We start from the raw sequence: 17607 nt of genomic DNA, 5'->3' as shown, positions 1-17607 counted from the left end.
CAAAACAATATGAAAACAGCCTTAATCACTGGTGCTACTTCAGGGATCGGTAAAGCTACCGCACAGGCATTAGCTCCTAATCACAGACTAATCTTATGTGGTAGAAATACAGCAAACCTAGCCTCTATCGAAGCAGAACTATCTAAAGTAACCGAAGTAACTACACTTACATTTGATGTAAGCGACAAGAAAGGAACATTCGATGCAATAGCGAATCTACCAGCTCAATGGCAATCTATAGATGTACTAGTAAACAATGCAGGGAACGCACATGGATTAGCTACTTTTCAAGAAGCTAATATGGATGATCTAGAAGCAATGATAAATATCAATGTCATGGGGATAATCTATGTGACTAAAGCTATCCTACCACTTATGATGGGTAAAGATAGTGGACACATAGTGAACTTATCATCTATCGCAGGAAAAGAAGCTTATCAAAACGGAACTATATACTGCGCGTCAAAAGCTGCTGTAGAGGCTTTCTCTAAAGGTCTTAGATATGATTTGCTATCTGAGGGTATAAAAGTAACTAATGTCGCACCAGGTGCAGTAGAAACAGATTTCTCCTTAATTCGCTTTAAAGGGGACAGTGATAAAGCTTCAAATGTTTATAAAGGATATACTCCATTGGTCGCAGAAGATATAGCAAGTGCTATAGCCTATATCATCAACTCACCTGAGCATATGCAAGTAGCTGATATTACGGTGTTTCCAAAGGCACAGGCAGGTGCAACAACCATTCGTAAAAAAATATAAAAATTATAACATTACTAATTGCAAAACCAATACATTTGCATCGCAATTATAGTATGTTAATCTACTAAAAAAATGAAACAAATAATAGCAATAAGTCTCTTACTAGGACTGAGTTGCACTTCAAGTTGGGCATTCAGAAGTCACTTTACTTCTCTTAATTTACAATTGGATGAAATTGTAAAACTTGACACAGTATATATTGATTTAAAAAATGACCCGGATTTTAAGTTTCAAAATAACTTGAGATGGTATCAAGATAAGAAACTAGAATTGTTTGGAATTAAAAACAGTAAAAATGAGATTTACATTGAACCCTTATTTTATCAAATAGAATCTTTCATAGAAGGGGTTTCTATTGTTTCTGCTGATGACTTTCAAGGAGCAATCAATGATAAGGGAGAAGTTATTATTCCTTTTACCTATGAAGAACTCCAAACTAGTAGTGAATACAAAATAGCATTCTATGAGGGAGGAAAATGGGGATTCTTTAATACAGAAGGAAAAAAAGTAATCCCTGCTATTTATGATTTTGTAGGTGATTTTTCAGATGGATTAGCTCTAGTTTCTAAAAATCAATTATTTGGTTATATAGATCATAAAGGAAAGGTTATTATTCCATTCCAGTATGATTATGCTAGTAATTTTGAAGATGGACAAGCTCAAGTAGAAGTGAAATTTCAATCATTTACGATTGATAAAAGAGGTACGAAAGTAGCAAACTAAAAATATAATCCCAAAATAAGCATTATAGCAATTCTTCTTCATAGCTCTTTTATTAGTTCTAAACCATACTATAGTAAGCTTTAATCTAATTCAGAGTTATTTTGTATAATTACTTTTCATTTATATGTTTATTACTTATTCTGGGGTAAAAAAAACGGTAGACTGTACAAAGGTCTACCGTTTTTTATTTTACCCAAAATATGCTTTAGTCAAATACTACAAAGCAATTCTACTTCATAGCTCTTTCGTTTTATATGTCTATCACATAATCTGAAATTCAAGTAATAATTGATAAGAATCTAAGTCAAGTAAAAAGCCCCAACAATTTTTTAACTTACTCCTATCAAGGTGACCAACTAACCAATGTTATAGTCCGTTGTATTTAATACCTAACATAAACCATCTACCAGGCATTGGCACAGCTCCTGCCTCTATATATGTTGTATCAAATATATTCTGTGCATCTAAGTACACATTATATTTCTTCATATTATAATTTACCCTTATATCGGTAAGCCAGTAGCTTTTATAACTAATACGTTCATTAAAGCGATTCGCTAAAGTGGCGCTAATATTATTATAAGTATAATTTACAGTTCCTACTAACTGGTGTTTCAAGCTCTCTATGGCATATTTAGATATCTTATCTGCTTCCTTATTCTCTATTTTAGGCGATAAATAAGTATAAGACACCCCTAAGTCCCAATATGTGTTTTGAGTCCCTATCTTATACTTAAAGGCAGTATTAAAACCTTTTGTTTTGTTCTTTGAGGCATTATAGGGTTGATATGGTACCGTTGTATCTACTCTTATCCAATCAATAAAATCATTGATATCTCTGTAAAAAGCAAATGCTTCTGCTCTGAATCCTTTATTTACATATTTACCCCCAAACTCTATTTGATATGCTTTCTCAGGTAGCAAGTCAGGATTACCAATATTCCCTGGACGTTGATCTAAATACAAATCAGTGAATGACGGAATTCTACTAGCTGTACCCGCATTAAATACTGCCTTCCAATTCTCATTAAATGTATAACTAGCATCTATACCAGGAAAAACTTCCCATCCGTATTTGGTATTATAATTTACATAAGCACCTACATTGACATCAAGTCTATTGAAGAACTCTTTTTGCATTTCAGCATAGAGTCCATAATTGCTCTTACTGTGATCTCCGATATTCGTAGAATTTATCTCTTCGTATCTCATCTCTCCACCAAAAGAAACTTTAGCGAAATCTGTTAGATACTCCCCTCTTAGATTAGCAGTAATTGCATGTGAATAATGTCTACTACGAGCTTTGCTCAAATTATTTCTAAAATATCTATAATCATCAAAGTTATATCGGTAAGCTACACTTGGCATTAATGTAAAGCGATCATTTACATAATGACGTGAACTAATATTCAACATCGATGTAGACACTACTTCTTTAGATTCTTTATCTCCTGGTGCAGCATAGAATCCATTTGCACCAAACGAGCTACGTGTATGTCCAGCTAGCACCATAATAGCGTTATTCTCATTAGGAATATAATTACCTTGATAGAATATTTTATTATTGTGATAAGCTGTATTATACCGTGTACCATTACCTGAATCATGACTACCAAAAAGCATATGGTTATCTTTCTTGCGTACTAATGTTCCACCTAACTGTACACCTCTATTATTATATAACTCACCATGATCTCCTTCCTTATCCTTCTTAAAACTAGAACCTATATAAGTATTAGCAAACAATCCATCTTGTTTAGGGTTACGCGTCACGATATTAACTACACCCGTTAAACTGTTCACACCATATAGACGTGCAGAAGGACCTCTTACAATCTCAATACGCTCGATAGCTTCTAAAGGTATAGGAATATTCAAGCTATTATGTCCCGTCTGAGGATCGGATATCTTTTGTCCATTTAACAATAGAACATTTTGTTCAAAACTACCACCATCAATACTAAAGTCCGTCTGTGTACCAAATGGTCCACGCTGGCGGATATCTACACCTGTAGCATAACTCAGTAATTCATTAACGGATGATACAGGTAATTGCTTTATCTGCTCTTTATTAATAAATGTAATATTTCTATTCTTTAATGAGCTAGGTAACTGCAACCTTTGATTATAGATAACTATTTCTTCTATTTTAATATCTTTAACTAGTTCTACTGACTTATCTTTTTCTTGTGCAAAAGCATAGAAAGTACTAAACACAGCTAAAACCACGTAAACATTTTTCATATAAGTATTATTCTTTGTGCAAAAATATTTTTATCTATTACATTACTAGTAGTCCACTTTGAATATTGTACATAGTCCAGTACACAATGCCTTATAAACAGAGGTATGAAAAGAATTTTATATTAAAATACTAATTATTTACACTAAAATATTAAATTTGTTTTAAAATTGATAAGAAATGAAACAGCTAACTTTCTGTTTTTTGAGTCTAATAATACTTACTTCTTGCAAGAAGTTTAACTCATTTACACAGACTTTAATCCTAAATGACAGCATACAAGTAACTGCTATTGAAGACGAAGCACTATTACTTATAGATAGTCTATCTATAACCACATTACCAAAAGAAATTCAAAAGTTTTATACAGAGAATTTATATCAAATAGGATGGAGTAAAAGTATCAACCGAGAACAATTATTAAATACTTTGGATTTAGCTTACTTAGATGGTATTAATAACAAAAAATATAATACAACTGAGATCCACAATTATCACGATAATTATTTAACATTATCAGATAAGGATAAAATACAAGCAGACTTCCTATTTACTAAAGCGTACTTCAGAGCTAGCAATGATCTATATAATGGAGTTCTAAATCCAAGAAAGCTTTACAACGATTGGGACATGTTTCCAAAGGAAATCAATACTGCTGCTACAATGCTACTAGCATTAAATAGAGAAAGTATCAATGAAACATTTGACAGCCTTAGATCACCTAATAAAATGTATACTGATCTAAGAAGAAAATTAAAAGAATACTACATTCTTAGTCAAGATACCCTAAAAGTAATAACAAATAAGCATCCAAATATTAATGATACTATACCAGAACTAGTAAATATAAAGAAGCATCTGAGATTTATCAATTATTATCCTGATAGCTTAGCTGCAGATTATATAAATAATCCATTGGTTATTTCTTCAATCAAGAAATTGCAAAAGAAAAGTAAACTTATAGAAAATGGTATTGTTGACAAGAAAACGTTAGATGCGATATTAAAAGAAGAAGATTATATTAAAGAAAAAATAATTGTGAATCTAGAAAGATGGAGATGGTTCCCCCGAAACTTAGGCGAGAACTACATCTTAGTTAATATTGCAGATTTCAGTCTAGTTGCAGTTAAAGATGGGGATACAATTAAACAGCATAAAGTAGTTGTAGGTAAGAATGCCCGAAAAACTCCTATACTTACTTCAGTATTAAAGACTGTAGTGATAAATCCTACATGGACAGTACCGCCAACAATTCTTAAAAATGACCTAACACCTAAAGCATCTGCTAATCTAAGCTACTTTTCTAATGCTAGATTTACTATTTATGAAAAAAGCACAGGTAAGGTAGTTTCACCAGAAAATTGGGATTCTAGTAAAGCTTCGTCATACAGATATGTACAAAAAGCAGGTGTAGGTAATACTTTAGGTAGAATCAAGTTTATGTTCGATAATAATCATGCAGTATACTTACACGATACACCTAATAAAACTAATTTCTCCAAAACACAGCGAAACTTAAGTTCAGGCTGTATTAGAGTTGAGGATCCCTTTGACTTAGCACAGTTCATATTTGATGTACAAGAGAATGAAATAACAAAAGAAGAAATTACTAAAATATTAGATTCTCAAAACACAAAGAATATATCTACCAATAAAACACAAATTGGTATTCACCAACTTTACTGGACATTACAAGTAGAACCTAAAGGTAAGACAACAGTAATCGGAGATGTCTATGGATATGATAATGATCTCTATAAAAAACTACAGTAACTAATGTACTACAAACAAAACCGCCTGTAAGAAAATTCTTACAGGCGGTTTTGTTTTATAATCTTTATATTATTATACGATCTTCGAACTATTTAAATATTGATTACTTGGATAATAGATAAATAATAATGATTTTTCTTTAATCATATCTATTAACTCCTCATTTACTTCAAAAGGTACAGCAGGACATCCATAACTACGACCTAATTTACCTTGCGAACGAACTAAACTAGGAGATGCATAATCCGCTCCATGAATAACAATTGCTCTTTCCCTAGCTTTGTCATTTATACCAGCCTCTAATCCATCAAGTCTTAACGAAAACCCATTTCTTCCAGTATATGTCTCACCAGTAGTATAAAAACCTAAACTGCTCATATGAGAGTTAACACGATTTGAAAAGGTAGTAGCATACTCTTCCCCAGTCTTTTTACCATGAGCAACTAACGATTGTAAAAGAATAGTATTTTCTTTCATATCGATTACCCATAAACGTGGCTTAGCTGAAGATAAGCTAAAATCTACTATAGTTAGTTTTTCGTTTTTAACTTTTCCAGATTCAGCCAATTGGTAATACCCTTTTAGAGCTTTAGTAAACACTCCCTTAGATGGGGCAATAAAGTTATTCAAATCAAGATTTGAATACAAACTATTTGCAGTGCTCTCAAAACTACTTTCCTTTGAATCTACTGCGTTATCTGCAACTTTTTCTACTATATTAATATATTCACTCGACGTTGGTAAAGTATTACTTCCTACTACATTTCCAAAAAAAGCCATTGAGGCAAATAACCAATAAAAATTCTTTTGTTTCATATAATCATCTCATTTATAGTCTCTAATTCTATCATTCAAGAACGTAAAATTAAAAAAAATATTATACCATCCAAGTAATTTTTATCATATTTGGAAATATGTCCTATTATTTCGCTAATCAAATATGTTAACTTTATAGAAGTATACGTAAATTTGTATATCACAACTAATTTTTTTAAACGTCACTATTATGAATAAGAAAGTAATATTAATGATTTTGGATGGTTGGGGACAAACCCAAGATCCAAAAGTTTCTGCAATAGAGCATGCTAATACTCCATTTATAGACAGTTTATACACAAAATACCCAAATACATACGTACTTACAGATGGTCTTAACGTAGGATTACCTAAAGGGCAAATGGGGAACTCTGAAGTAGGACACATGAATCTAGGTGCTGGTAGAATAGTATACCAAGATCTAGTTAGAATTAACATGGCTGTAGAAGAGAACACTATAGCTAACGAACCTGCTCTAAAAGAAGCTTTTGCTTATGCAAAACAAAACAATAAAAAAGTACACTTCTTAGGTCTTCTATCTGATGGTGGAGTTCACTCTCATGAGCAGCATCTTTATGGACTGATTAACGCTGCTACTACAGCAGGATTATCAGACATCTATGTGCATGCATTCACTGATGGACGTGATGTAGATCCTAAGTCAGGAGCTGCTCATGTTCAACAATTACAAGACAGACTAAGTGCTTCATCTGCAAAATTAGCCTCTATTATTGGTCGATACTATGCTATGGATAGAGATAAGCGCTGGGAACGTGTAGCTAAAGCATACCATTTATTAGTAAACGGTACAGGTATTCACTCTACTGATGCTGTAAAAAGTATTGAAGCAAGTTACCTTAATAATGTAACAGATGAGTTTATCGAACCTATCGTAATGGTGGATGAGAGTAACCAGCCTGTAGGTAATATTGAAAAGGATGATGTTGTCATTTTCTTTAACTTCCGTACTGACCGTGGACGCGAACTGACTACAGTCTTATCTCAAGAAGATCATCCAGATCACGACATGAAGAAACTTGACTTATATTTCGTAACACTAACAAACTACGATGACACATATAAAAATGTCCACGTCGTTTACGATAAAGATAACTTAGAGAATACGCTAGGTGAAATATTAGAGAAACACGGTAAAAAACAGATCCGTATCGCTGAGACTGAAAAATATCCTCACGTAACTTTCTTCTTCTCTGGAGGTAGAGAATTACCTTTCGAAGGAGAACAACGTATTTTATGTCCTTCACCTAAAGTAGCCACTTATGATTTACAACCTGAGATGAGTGCTTACGATCTTAAGGATGCACTTATCCCTGAACTTAAAAAAGGAGAAGTCGACTTCGTATGTTTAAACTTTGCTAATGGAGATATGGTAGGACATACAGGTGTTATGGAAGCTGCTATCAAAGCATGTGAGGCAGTTGATCAGTGTGTCAAAGAAGTAATTACTACTGCTCTTGATAACGGTTACACCACTATCGTACTTGCTGACCATGGTAACTGTGAGGTAATGATTAATCCTGATGGTACACCGAACACAGCTCATACAACTAACCCTGTGCCGATTATCATCGTAGATAATGACATCAAAGAAGTAAACCATGGAGTGCTCGGAGATTTAGCTCCAACAATACTTAAATTAATTGGAATACCTCAACCAGAAGAAATGACTAGACACTCGTTAGTCTAACATATATTTAAACCCAGATTACGCATTAGCCAAATACTGCAAAGCAATTCTACTTAATAGCTCTTTCATTAGCTCTAAAACCATACTATAGTATGCTTGTATCACTAATTCAGACCTACCTTGTACAATTACTTTTCGTTTATATGCCTATCGCGTAATTTGGGTTAAAAAGCCACTCGATGAGTGGCTTTTTCTATTTACCTACTTTCCAGTAAGCATCTTTTTTTTCATCTTACTAAAAAACTCAGGAGTAACCCCTAGATACGATGCTATTTGCTTCTGTGGCAAACAATATTTAATCTCAGGAAAACGCTCTAAAAAACGAGTATAACGCTCTTCTGCTGGTAAAGATAAGTTATCCATCAGACGTTGCTGAGTAGCTACTAACGATCGCTCTATAAGAATCCTAAAATATCTCTCTATCTTAGGCACCCTATCAAATAGAGCTAACTGATGATCTCTACTTATAGTCATCACTATAGCATCCTCTACAACCTCTAAGTAAGAATTACCAGGTTTCTGTGATAAAAAACTATACATATCTGCAATCCACCATCCTTGTGCTGCGAAACTTACCGTATGGTCTACTACCTGATCATCTAGACAGTAATTACGTACAATACCTGATAATACAAAAGAAGAATTAATGCATACCTCTCCTGCTTCTAATAATTTTGTTTTTGCTGGATAACGAGTAACCGTAAAAGAATCTAATATGATCTGTTGCTCCTCTTTAGTTAGAGATACATGCTTTGCTATACTTTGTAATAATATATCCACAGTAATGAGTTTTTGGAAATATAAAAATAAGGAATAAAGCCAAAAAAAGCCTTATAAATAAGGCTTTTTTAACTTTTATGTTTATGCTAATGCTTCTTTAATACGCTTAAATGCTTCGATTAACTGATCCTCACTTGTCGCATAAGACATACGAATACAATTAGGATTTCCAAATGCATCACCTGTCACAGTAGCTACATGTGCCTTCTCTAATAAATACAGAGATAAATCATCTGCGTTATTAATCTTTACTCCCTGAAGGGTTTTCCCAAAAAAAGAAGCAATATTTGGAAACACATAAAATGCTCCCTCTGGTACATTAATTCTAACACCTGGTATATCATTTAACAATCCTACCACCAAATCTCTTCTACTCTTAAATGCAGCCACCATTTCTTTTAAAACACTTGGATCAGCTTCTACTGCAGTGATTGTAGCACGTTGCGCTATACTATTTGCTCCTGAAGTAACTTGTCCTTGCATCTTTGTACAAGCCTTAGCTATAAACTCAGGTGCTCCTATGTATCCTATACGGTATCCAGTCATTGCAAAAGCTTTAGCTATACCATTTACAGTAATAGTGCGATCTATTAAATTACCTATGGTACCAATGCTGCAATGATTACCAGTAAAATTAATATGTTCATATATCTCATCAGAAAGAATATATACATTAGGATATTTTTCTAATATCTTAGCGATAGCTTCGAATTCCTCTTTACTATATACTGATCCACTTGGATTACATGGTGAACAAAACCAAATCATCTTGGTCTTAGGTGTTATAGCAGCTTCTAATTGCTCAGGAGTAATTTTAAAATCCGAATCAATTGTAGTTGGTACTTCTACTGGAATCCCCTCAGCAATCTTAACAATCTCAGCATAACTTACCCAATATGGAGCTGGTATTACTACCTCATCTCCAGGATTTATCATTACTTGTGCTACATTGTATAATGATTGTTTGGCTCCTGTAGACACAACTATTTGACTAGGTGAGTAATTTAGGTTATTATCTCTTTTAAACTTTTTGCTTATAGCTTCTTTTAACTCCTTATACCCATCCACTGGAGGATACTTGCTATAATTATCTTTAATTGCTTGAATAGCTGCTTCTTTAATAAACTCAGGAGCATTAAAATCCGGTTCACCAAGACTTAAACTAATAACGTCTATGCCTTGTTCTTTTAATTCTCTAGCTTTCGCAGCCATAGCTAATGTCTGCGAAGTAGTTAAACTGTTTATTCTATCAGATAGAAATTGGTTGCTCATGTGTTAACTATTTTAATGAAACTTTAATTCCAAAGATAATTATTAAATCTCTATTAATCCGTGTTACCTTTTATTTATTAACAATAAAAAGCCTACTTTTGTCAAAATTTACGACATGGAAGAAATCTTAAAATATTTCCCTAATTTGACTCCTGAACAGATCGCTCAATTTGAGAAATTGGAAGAAGTATATACGGATTGGAATGCTAAAATTAACGTTATTTCACGTAAAGACATTCACGAATTATACACTAAGCACGTACTACACTCTTTAGGCATCGCTAAAGTAATGGAGTTCTTACCTGGTGCTAATATATTAGATGTAGGTACTGGTGGAGGATTTCCTGGAATTCCCTTAGCTATTCTATATCCAGAAACGAACTTCTACCTAGTAGACATCATCGCTAAGAAAATACGCGTGGTGAATGAAGTAGTTAATGCATTAGACATTAAGAATGTCAAAGCGGAGCAGAAACGAGCTGATACAATTAAGGAGAAGTTTGACTTTATCGTGAGTAGAGCAGTGACTAATATGCCTGACTTTGTAGAATGGATTAGAACTAAAACGAAAAAAGAAAACAAACACGAGTTTGACAATGGTATTCTATACCTAAAAGGAGGTGACCTTACTGAAGAACTAAAAGACTTTCCTAAAGCCGTTCAGTTTGATCTAGCAAATATCTTCTCAGACGAATTCTTTGAAACCAAAAAGGTAGTTTATCTTCCTCTGAAATATAAAGCATAATAATAAGGCTGTCTAAAAGGACAGCCTTATTTACTTTTACTTACCTAGTTTACTCTGTTTGACGAATAATAAACAGGTACGAGTAGGTCGATGTAGTAAGTGATTTGCCACACTACCTAAGAATATTTCCTTAAACCCTGTCGTTCCCTTTACCCCTAATATCAATAAATCCGCATCCTTGTTTCGAACATACTCTATAAGTGAAGCAGAAATATTACGTTCCCCAGCAGGTACTATATCAATATCAGAATAAGTCGCATAGCGTTTATTCCATTTCTCTTGTTTCTCTTTTATATCTTCTTTTGTTACTTTTTCTAATTCTTTGTTAGTCATTGTAGGATAGAACCCCATATATGACTTAGAAATATGAACAGCAGAATGCGCTATCTTTTGTCCTTTCGAATTGTTCTTAAATCGATCTGCCCAATTCATTATATCTACAGTATATTTTGAAAAATCAATAGCATCTATAATAGTTGTAATAGGCACTTTATAAGTATCGGGTACTAAAAGAATAGCGGATGGAAATATACGAACTAACTTATCTGCCAAAGCACCTGTCCCTTCCAATTCTTGCTTATTACCCAATACTAATAAATCATAAACTGATTTTTTAGATAAGTTCATAAATGCCAATTCTGTATAACCTTCAACTGTAACAACAATATCAAAATCATAACTCACTCCCGCTTCCTTAAAATACTGGCTTAACTTACTTGTAATCTTTTCTTTGATCAGATATATTCTATCGGGTTGTAACAATTCTTTAGGTAACTCTCCCAATTTTAGATTGTGAATATAAGTAACTTTATTAATATCTAATATTTGATCTAAAACTTGCATATATTGCAATAGATATTGATCCATTGTAGATAAATCAAGTCCTACTGCGATATTTAATTTTTGATTCTTTTCCATCATTACTTATTTATAGGTTCATCTAATAACTCAGCTATAATCTCTTTATAACTCTTCTCCTCCTTTGACTTTGCCTTCTTAGTTGTTTTTGCCAATTCTTCTCTAAGTCCTTTCTGTAGACTATAACACATAATCAACAGAATAACAGCAAAGGGAAGTCCCGTAATAATCACCGCTGTCTGAAGCGCATCTAATCCTCCACCCCACAACAGTACAATAGCAATAATCCCTTGTGCAAAAGACCAAAATACTCTTTGCCACACTGGCGATTCTCCATTACTACCTGAAGTAATATTATCGACTACTAATGATCCGGAATCTGATGAAGTAATGAAGAAAGAAAATATCAATATAATAGCTATAACTGATAAAAACTTAGAAAAAGGAAAGTTCTCTAAAAACACAAACAGCGCAGTAGACACGTCTTCCTTCACAGCAGCTATCATAGTTACATCTCCTGATAAAATAGTATGTAATGCACTTCCTCCGAAGACATTCATCCATAGCAAAGTAATCAATCCTGGAACAATAAGTACTCCTAAAATAAACTCTTTAATAGTTCGTCCTTTTGAAATACGCGCTATAAAACTTCCTACAAAAGGTGACCATGCAATCCACCATGCCCAATAGAAAATAGTCCAAATATTTTGCCAACCTGAACCAACATAAGTATCATTCCATGTACTAATATCAATAAAGTTAGCCAAATAAGCACCCGTATTTTCTACATATCCTTTCATGATAAATAAGGTAGGTCCTAAGATAAAGATTAACAACATAAAACTCGCAGCTATATACATATTAGCATTACTCAGGAATTTCACACCTTTATCTAACCCTGAGAATACAGATATAGTAGCAATACTTATCACAAATAAGATAATACCCGCTTGCATCATAGGGGTAATCTCCCACCCATATAAATATTGTAACCCTGCTGTGATCTGTATTACACCTAATCCCAGTGAAGTAGAAAGACCAAATACAGTAGCTAAGGCAGATAAAATGTCTATGATATGTCCCCACCATCCATGTATCTTCTCACCCCAAAATGGATAAAAAAGGGATCTGAATGTCATAGGTAATTTACGATTAAAACCAAAGAATGCTAACGCTAATCCTACCATCGCATAAATACCCCATGCATGTAATCCCCAGTGAAGACTAGTAAACTCCATAGCTTGTACAGCAGCTTCTATATTGCCATCTACTGCTCGTGGTGTATTAAAAAAGTGAGAAACAGGCTCTGCAATACTAAAGAACATAATACCAATTCCCATTCCCGTACTAAAAAGCATAGCAAACCAAGAAGCTTTTGTAAATTCTGGTTCTGCATCATCTCCTCCTAATCGAATCTTACCGAATTTACTAAAAGCAAGATAAATAGCAAAGACTAGGATTACATTAACGGTTAGTACAAAAAACCAACCGAAATTAGCTGTTACTGCCAATTGTGCTTTAGGAAACCAAATACTTACTTTTTCTGGAAAAAGTATGCAACTAAGGATTAAAGCAACTATTAATACTATTGAAGTGATAAAGACTGGTGGATTAATTACCAAATTTTTATTGTCAAGTAATTTTTTAAACATGAGTTATACTATTTATAATTAATAATTATAACCCAGTACTTTAAAGATAAAAAAGGATCATTTTTCAGTAATCGAAAAATAATAAAAGCAAAAAAGATAATAGTTTTTACTCAGTCGTTTATAAGTGTACTATGAAAATCATGTTCTCTTAAAAAACGATCCTAATAAAAAGGGACTTTTTTCTATTGTCGAAAAAAGATAAAAGCAAAATAGATAGTGTATTCTTACTTAGTAGTATACCTAGACAACGTAACTATGTTGTCTTAAAATCGGTCATACATCCCCAATAAAAAGCACTGAATTGTATTCAAGTGTAAATTAAAAAAGGTGGTTAGCTCTTTTGCAACCACCTTTTCTATATAATTTTTTATCCTAAGAAAGGATATTTATAATCAGTTGCTGGAATGAACGTTTCTTTAATCGTTCTAGGTGATACCCAACGAAGTAAGTTCAAGATAGAACCTGCTTTATCATTCGTACCAGAAGCTCTTGCCCCACCGAATGGTTGTTGACCTACTACTGCTCCTGTTGGTTTATCATTGATATAGAAGTTACCAGCAGCATTAACTAATGCCTCGGTAGCCTCTGCGATAGCGTAACGACATCCAGAGAAGATAGCTCCTGTTAATGCATAGATAGAAGTTTCATCTACTAATTTTAATGTTTCAGCCCATTTAGCATCTTCATATACATAGATAGTTAATACAGGTCCAAATAACTCAGTCTCCATAGTAGTGTACTTAGGATTAGTAGTTAAGATAACTGTAGGCTCAATAAAGTATCCAACAGATTTATCATACTTACCACCTAAGATTACTTCTGCATCAGCATCAGCTTTCGCTTGATCGATAGCTTTCGCTAATTTATCAAATGAACCTTCTGAGATAACTGAAGATACATAGTTAGTAGGATCTTCTGGAGATCCCATCTTAATAGTAGCCAAATCAGCAGTCATATACTCTCTAACTTGGTTCCACATAGAAGCAGGAACATACGCTCTAGATGCAGCAGAACACTTCTGACCTTGGTACTCAAAAGACCCTCTAGTAAGTGCTACAGCTACTTCTTTAGCGTTAGCAGAAGGATGAGCTAATACGAAATCTTTACCACCAGTCTCACCTACGATACGAGGGTAAGTTTTATAATTACTGATATTTTGACCGATTTGAGCCCACATGCTGTTAAATACACCTGTAGATCCAGTGAAGTGGATACCTGCAAAGTCAGGACTAGCTAACAATGTATCAGTGATCATACCTGAGTTACCATACACTACGTTGATAACACCATCAGGAAGACCAGCTTCTTTAAACACCTCAACAATAACTCTAGCAGAGTATATTTGCGTTGCAGCTGGTTTCCATACCACTACATTCCCCATCATAGCAGGGGCAGAAGGTAAGTTACCAGAGATAGCTGTAAAGTTAAAAGGGGTAATCGCGTAAATAAATCCTTCTAATGGACGGTGCTCTAATCTATTCCAGATACCATTCTCAGAAGCTGGTTGCTCAGAATAGATTTGAGTCATATATTGTACGTTAAAACGTAGGAAATCAATAAACTCACATGCAGAGTCAATCTCAGCTTGGTGTAATGTTTTAGCTTGAGCGATCATTGTTGCAGCGTTAATCTTAGCACGGTAAGGACCAGCTAATAATTCAGCAGCTTTTAAAAAGATAGATGCTCTGTGTTCCCATGGCATTGCAGCCCATTTAGTTTTAGCTTCTAAAGCAGTAGCTACTGCTTTCTCTACTAAAGCTTTATCAGCCTCATGGTAAACACCTAATTTATGTTTGTGATCAAATGGAGGGAATAAATCTTTCGTGTTTCCAGTTCTGATTTCTTCTCCACCAATATATAATGGAATATCAACTGTTGTGTTGTATTGTTCTTTGAACGAGTTCAAAGTCAATTCTCTTTCTGTTGTTCCAGGCGCATAAGACTTAACTGGCTCATTGTACGCAGTCGGAACTTGATAGAATCCTTTTGACATATTACGTTTATAATTTATGTAGTTTCTAAATGAATAATTACAAATATAATCAAAAAAATCGGAAACACTTTTGACCTATTTCTTAAAAACAATCATTTAACACAAATAAAACATTGAATATCAACCCTCTATTTAATTAATAACTATATTTTCTAATTTAGAACAAATAACTAATCAACATACAAAAGTTTATACTGTCTAATAGTTATAAATAACGCACTGTGATTTTACAATAATTAAAGAGATTAAAAAACAAATACTACTTCAACGCTATATCCTTGCTGAAAACATGAGGTATCTCTGCATATTTCCTCTAAAAACGGCTATTTATTCGAAACATTGTTCTTCCATTCTCCTACCAATATTCAATCATTTTTTGCCCTAGATAAATTCATATCTTAACAAGTTAAGAAAAGAAGTCTTCAAATAATCTTATCCTCTTAGGCAACTCTCTCAACAGCAATTATAAAAAAACCTATCAAGCTGCCTTAGCACACTTGATAGGTAATTCAACATCTCAAATATAAATATCGCCTATGAAAGCGAATGAATCTCTTACTCTAATTCAGCACAAAGGGAGTTGATAGTTTAAAACTTGGTATTTCTACTGTAAAAAACTTATTATCACTTAAATTCATTATCTCATAATACCCTTTCATTGCACCTAATGGAGAATTAAGTAAACATCCACTACTATATGAATACTTTGCCCCTGGTTCTATAATAGGTTGCTCGCCTACAACACCTGCTCCCTGTACTATTTTGGTACTATTAAGAGCATCATATATCTCCCAAAATCGACTCCATACTTGAACATAATTAGTCGTATTGTTTTCAATAGTAATAGTATATGAAAAAGTATAGCAAACTTTCTTTGCTCTAAAAAAGCTTCCTTCATATTCAGTATTCACTGTGATTTTTATTCCCTTTGTTGTTTGTGAAACCATCTTCTCCATCTTATTATTAACTATTAAAACATTTTAATTAATATATACCAAAAATAATCTACCTACTAGTAAACAATGTTCTCAGCACTTGCTTCTCCGATACCTATTACTCTATCATATAGATCGTTATTGCCACGATAATATACCAATACTTGATACTTATTAGTCGTTAATGCAAAATTACCGTCTGGAGCTAACTCTGGACTTACTACTCCTTTTTGCAAAACAGTATAACTAAAATTAGTAAACCCTTGTTTTACTAAAATCGTCTGTTCATAAGTTCCTTTTTCCTCATTATACTTCATCTTATTCTCGGGAATCAAGGCATAATCATTGAACATTCCTGTGACATAATAGTCTAAGCCACTTACTGTATCTTCAGCTGGTTTATAACTAAAATAAATCCAACTATACTCTGCCTCGGTTTGAGAATTTCTTCCATTGATAGTTCTAGGATAAAAACTTCCATTGATATCTGGGAAGTATGTATATCCTTTATTCTTTCTACTTTCATTAGTATAGAGATAAGTATTATAAATCCCGTTATCAGTAGTGATAGATCCTATCATATTATTAACCTGTTTAATATCACTATTATCAAAGTTTAGAAACTGGTTACCCGCCCAAAACTGTGTCTGTTCTTCATATTTATAAATAAGATCATTCCCCATGGTATATTGCGGTTTGATATTATTCAGGAAAGAGTCCCATCTACCATTTTGGAATATTGCAATTTTAATATTCTGAACAGGGTTCTGATATATTGCATCTCCTAAAGCTACAGTAAGCTCCACATTCTGTTTGGTCTCAAAATAATCTAAATTACGCGTCCTTTTAATCTGTATGGGAACATTCACTACATTCTCATAAAGAACGAACTTGCGTCTAATGACAACCTCATTACTTTGGTTATAAATCTCTAAAACATAATTTCCACTTTTCAATATGCGATATCTACTGCTAGGCAATGTCAATTTATAATGTGTGTAATTCTGTAAAGTATTAAAAGAATTTTCATAATCCAACATTCTTTGTCTATCAAGACCATCTATATACTCTATTTGCTTCAGTTTAGAAGGCGTCCAATCATAATTATAAGCCTTAACACGATAATAATAATCACTATCATCACCATACAAATCATCAAACTCAAGTGTAAAGCTATCCCCTAACTGAAAGAAAGGGTTAACAGCTCTATTGCTACTCATAAAGCCAACAGTCTTGATATAATCCGCTGTAAAGTTCTGCGGTGCCTGCGCTTTTACGCTGAAAACCCCAATCAAACATAGGATCAAAAAAACGATCTTACTTCGCATAATTACTGTTTTTAAACTTTGCT

General features: G+C 33.4%; 14 protein-coding genes. 5 read left to right on the top strand and 9 right to left on the bottom strand.

Going from position 1 to position 17607, the window contains the following annotated elements:
- Positions 1-9 precede the first annotated feature (9 nt).
- Entirely contained in the window at positions 10-759 is a 750-nt protein-coding gene (locus tag LNQ81_RS07595; protein ID WP_229945604.1) for an SDR family NAD(P)-dependent oxidoreductase, read from the top strand.
- Between the two features lie 72 nt (positions 760-831).
- Complete coding sequence (locus tag LNQ81_RS07590) at positions 832-1482, top strand: WG repeat-containing protein (protein ID WP_229945602.1); 651 nt, start codon at positions 832-834, stop codon at positions 1480-1482.
- 366 nt (positions 1483-1848) lie between these two features.
- On the opposite strand, the gene LNQ81_RS07585 is transcribed toward LNQ81_RS07590, so the two are convergent.
- The gene (locus LNQ81_RS07585) at positions 1849-3726 is read right to left on the bottom strand and encodes a TonB-dependent receptor plug domain-containing protein (protein ID WP_229945600.1); all 1878 of its coding nucleotides are present in this window, start codon (positions 3724-3726) and stop codon (positions 1849-1851) included.
- Positions 3727-3904: 178 nt separating this feature from the next.
- Between LNQ81_RS07585 and LNQ81_RS07580 the strand changes: the two genes are divergently transcribed.
- On the top strand, positions 3905-5497 hold the full coding sequence (locus LNQ81_RS07580) for a L,D-transpeptidase family protein (protein WP_229945598.1): 1593 nt from the start codon (positions 3905-3907) through the stop codon (positions 5495-5497).
- A 72-nt stretch (positions 5498-5569) separates the two neighbouring features.
- Here the strand turns inward: LNQ81_RS07580 and LNQ81_RS07575 are convergent, their stop codons facing one another.
- Positions 5570-6313 (bottom strand): murein L,D-transpeptidase catalytic domain family protein, encoded by a 744-nt coding sequence (locus LNQ81_RS07575; RefSeq protein ID WP_229945596.1) that lies wholly within the window; start codon positions 6311-6313, stop codon positions 5570-5572.
- 190 nt (positions 6314-6503) lie between these two features.
- On the opposite strand from LNQ81_RS07575, the gene gpmI reads away from it, so the two are divergent.
- Positions 6504-8021 (top strand): 2,3-bisphosphoglycerate-independent phosphoglycerate mutase, encoded by a 1518-nt coding sequence (gene gpmI / locus LNQ81_RS07570; RefSeq protein ID WP_229945595.1) that lies wholly within the window; start codon positions 6504-6506, stop codon positions 8019-8021.
- Between the two features lie 201 nt (positions 8022-8222).
- Here the strand turns inward: gpmI and LNQ81_RS07565 are convergent, their stop codons facing one another.
- Together LNQ81_RS07565 and LNQ81_RS07560 are read right to left on the bottom strand one after the other, a co-directional pair.
- Entirely contained in the window at positions 8223-8801 is a 579-nt protein-coding gene (locus LNQ81_RS07565) for a Crp/Fnr family transcriptional regulator (protein WP_229945593.1), read from the bottom strand.
- A gap of 81 nt (positions 8802-8882) precedes the next feature.
- Complete coding sequence (locus LNQ81_RS07560) at positions 8883-10073, bottom strand: pyridoxal phosphate-dependent aminotransferase (RefSeq protein ID WP_229945592.1); 1191 nt, start codon at positions 10071-10073, stop codon at positions 8883-8885.
- 115 nt (positions 10074-10188) lie between these two features.
- Between LNQ81_RS07560 and rsmG the strand changes: the two genes are divergently transcribed.
- Entirely contained in the window at positions 10189-10818 is a 630-nt protein-coding gene (rsmG, locus tag LNQ81_RS07555) for a 16S rRNA (guanine(527)-N(7))-methyltransferase RsmG (RefSeq protein ID WP_229945588.1), read from the top strand.
- Between the two features lie 36 nt (positions 10819-10854).
- On the opposite strand, the gene LNQ81_RS07550 is transcribed toward rsmG, so the two are convergent.
- The 5 genes from LNQ81_RS07550 to LNQ81_RS07530 all read right to left on the bottom strand — a co-directional run bounded on the left by LNQ81_RS07550 (position 10855) and on the right by LNQ81_RS07530 (position 17584).
- Positions 10855-11736: a universal stress protein gene (locus LNQ81_RS07550; protein ID WP_229945585.1), complete on the bottom strand. Its 882-nt coding sequence runs from the start codon at positions 11734-11736 to the stop codon at positions 10855-10857.
- 2 nt (positions 11737-11738) lie between these two features.
- Positions 11739-13328 carry a trimethylamine transporter TmaT gene (tmaT, locus tag LNQ81_RS07545; protein WP_229945584.1) on the bottom strand — a complete coding sequence of 530 codons (1590 nt, stop codon included), beginning with the start codon at positions 13326-13328 and terminating at the stop codon, positions 11739-11741.
- Positions 13329-13695: 367 nt separating this feature from the next.
- Positions 13696-15321, bottom strand: a complete 1626-nt coding sequence (gene pruA, locus LNQ81_RS07540; RefSeq protein ID WP_229945582.1) for an L-glutamate gamma-semialdehyde dehydrogenase — start codon at positions 15319-15321, stop codon at positions 13696-13698.
- A 560-nt stretch (positions 15322-15881) separates the two neighbouring features.
- Positions 15882-16277 carry a Co2+/Mg2+ efflux protein ApaG gene (apaG, locus tag LNQ81_RS07535; protein WP_229945581.1) on the bottom strand — a complete coding sequence of 132 codons (396 nt, stop codon included), beginning with the start codon at positions 16275-16277 and terminating at the stop codon, positions 15882-15884.
- A gap of 56 nt (positions 16278-16333) precedes the next feature.
- Positions 16334-17584, bottom strand: coding sequence for a type IX secretion system plug protein (locus LNQ81_RS07530; protein ID WP_229945579.1), 1251 nt, complete (start codon positions 17582-17584; stop codon positions 16334-16336).
- Positions 17585-17607: the final 23 nt, after the last annotated feature.

The organism is Myroides oncorhynchi, assembly GCF_020905415.1.
Classification (GTDB): domain Bacteria; phylum Bacteroidota; class Bacteroidia; order Flavobacteriales; family Flavobacteriaceae; genus Flavobacterium; species Flavobacterium oncorhynchi_A.
The sequence above is the reverse complement of the archived record's forward strand: the minus strand, read 5'-3'. Positions and strand labels throughout refer to the sequence as shown.

Coding starts and splice junctions, on each gene's coding strand:
- LNQ81_RS07595 (WP_229945604.1), top strand. CDS start 10: ATGAAAACAGCCTTAATCACTGGTGCTACTTCAGGGATCGGTAAAGCT.
- LNQ81_RS07590 (WP_229945602.1), top strand. CDS start 832: ATGAAACAAATAATAGCAATAAGTCTCTTACTAGGACTGAGTTGCACT.
- LNQ81_RS07585 (WP_229945600.1), bottom strand. CDS start 3,726: ATGAAAAATGTTTACGTGGTTTTAGCTGTGTTTAGTACTTTCTATGCT.
- LNQ81_RS07580 (WP_229945598.1), top strand. CDS start 3,905: ATGAAACAGCTAACTTTCTGTTTTTTGAGTCTAATAATACTTACTTCT.
- LNQ81_RS07575 (WP_229945596.1), bottom strand. CDS start 6,313: ATGAAACAAAAGAATTTTTATTGGTTATTTGCCTCAATGGCTTTTTTT.
- gpmI (WP_229945595.1), top strand. CDS start 6,504: ATGAATAAGAAAGTAATATTAATGATTTTGGATGGTTGGGGACAAACC.
- LNQ81_RS07560 (WP_229945592.1), bottom strand. CDS start 10,073: ATGAGCAACCAATTTCTATCTGATAGAATAAACAGTTTAACTACTTCG.
- rsmG (WP_229945588.1), top strand. CDS start 10,189: ATGGAAGAAATCTTAAAATATTTCCCTAATTTGACTCCTGAACAGATC.
- LNQ81_RS07550 (WP_229945585.1), bottom strand. CDS start 11,736: ATGGAAAAGAATCAAAAATTAAATATCGCAGTAGGACTTGATTTATCT.
- tmaT (WP_229945584.1), bottom strand. CDS start 13,328: ATGTTTAAAAAATTACTTGACAATAAAAATTTGGTAATTAATCCACCA.
- pruA (WP_229945582.1), bottom strand. CDS start 15,321: ATGTCAAAAGGATTCTATCAAGTTCCGACTGCGTACAATGAGCCAGTT.
- apaG (WP_229945581.1), bottom strand. CDS start 16,277: ATGGAGAAGATGGTTTCACAAACAACAAAGGGAATAAAAATCACAGTG.
- LNQ81_RS07530 (WP_229945579.1), bottom strand. CDS start 17,584: ATGCGAAGTAAGATCGTTTTTTTGATCCTATGTTTGATTGGGGTTTTC.